The sequence below is a fragment of the Thermoclostridium caenicola genome, from assembly GCF_900142095.1.
Lineage (GTDB): Bacteria > Bacillota > Clostridia > DSM-8532 > DSM-8532 > Thermoclostridium_A > Thermoclostridium_A caenicola.
On the sequence record NZ_FQZP01000110.1, the window covers coordinates 1 to 1,538 of the forward strand.

The 1,538-nt window shown below is 42.3% G+C and carries 1 protein-coding gene; it reads right to left on the reverse strand.

Features of this window, described 5'->3' with window-relative positions; all coding sequences use genetic code 11:
* Positions 1–59 precede the first annotated feature (59 nt).
* Positions 60–1,436: an ISLre2 family transposase gene (locus F3H12_RS13095; protein WP_149679754.1), complete on the reverse strand. Its 1,377-nt coding sequence runs from the start codon at positions 1,434–1,436 to the stop codon at positions 60–62.
* Positions 1,437–1,538 lie beyond the last annotated feature (102 nt).

Genomic DNA, 1,538 nt, shown 5'->3' on the forward strand with positions numbered 1-1,538 from the left:
GGTCGTGTCAACTTGTTTTAGGTTTTATGTCACTGTCTGCCCCTCTTTTTGGGCAAGGATCATATGGCAAATCCATTATCCCGTATGGATCTAAGTGTCTGTGTCAGCAGAGTTACTTTCCCGCTATTCAGCAGTGTTATGTTATGTATCAGCTCTCTTGAGGCATCCTTGTACACTTTTGTTGCTTTACTCAATACTTTCTTCGTTACCTTGTAGAAGCCTTCAGACTTCCTAATATGCTTTGTTTCTACGTGTCCTCCATTACAGCAATATACCCTGAGTTCCACCATTGCCTTTAGTCCTTCCCGGCTCCATCCGGCTGGCCTGCTGCTTAACCTGCTTGACAGTACATGACTTATATGCCCTTCTGTGTTGCTGTCCCTCGAAAATTCATCCTGATACGCTGCTATCCCGGACCAGTTCGTTGTTATGTAATTCATAAAACTGTTAACTTTTTTCCTGGCCTTTTCATCACAAGCATTCCTGCGTAGTTCACCACATATCTTCCTGATCGATTCTTTGTCGGCCTTGTTTACTGCTTCCCTCAGCCTGACATATACAAGTTCATCCCCGCCGGATATTTCCTTCAAGGCTTTGTTTAAATGATATCTGTCCAGTACAAACTGTGCTTTGGGCAAATATGACAACCCTGTTTTTATCCACGCTGCTCCATCCCCATGAAGGTATATCCTTTCTATTTCTTCTACTTCATAGACCGAATATATCCATTCTGCGGCTTCCTGCCATATGTCTTCCACTCTCTTCCCAAACCCACCTATATGATGGATGTTGATGCACTTCCTTCTCTTCCCGTTCCCTTCAACGCCTTCATGGATACTTATCAACGGTACTATCGTATCTGTCCCATCCTGCAGAGATACATGGTCTTCATCTGCTTCCACATGCAGATATCTTACCCTTCGCTTCTGTTCCGGTGCTTCTGTCTTTAACCCTTTCGTGCGCCTGATTTTATTCATTACCGTTTGCCGGCTTATGTCCCCGTTACATACATAATCACTGCTCTTTGCATACGATACCTCTGACGCAGTTTCAACCAGAGTTGCTGAAACAGTGTTGCTCACTCTGTCGTAACTTTCAATCCCCATTACCGCATCTACCAGGTAACTGTATGTCCCATCCGCTTTGTTCCTGTAATATCTCCTGCTAAAGCTTGCATTGCCAAACTGTGTATATATTTCCCTCTTGTCTCCCTTGTGCTCTGCTACATATCCTTTTTTCTCCCTGCCTGCTCTGTCTTTAAATATTGCCTCATCTATGATTTCACAATAGGTGCTTATCAGTTGCGCGTTTAGGCTGTCAGACTTCTTCTTGAGCTCGCTCTCCAGTTCTTCGAGTTTTCTTATCTTGTTTGAACTAAGAAATCCCATAACATCAATGATGTAATTCTCGAAAATCTGATATATAATATTACTCATAAGAGACTCCTCCTTGGTATTTTGTTTGTTTTTCGTTGATCAATATTTTACCAAAAAAGAGGGGTCTCTTGTTTTTTTAACCTAAAACAATTTTACACTAAG

Coding starts and splice junctions, on each gene's coding strand:
- F3H12_RS13095 (WP_149679754.1), bottom strand. CDS start 1,436: ATGAGTAATATTATATATCAGATTTTCGAGAATTACATCATTGATGTT.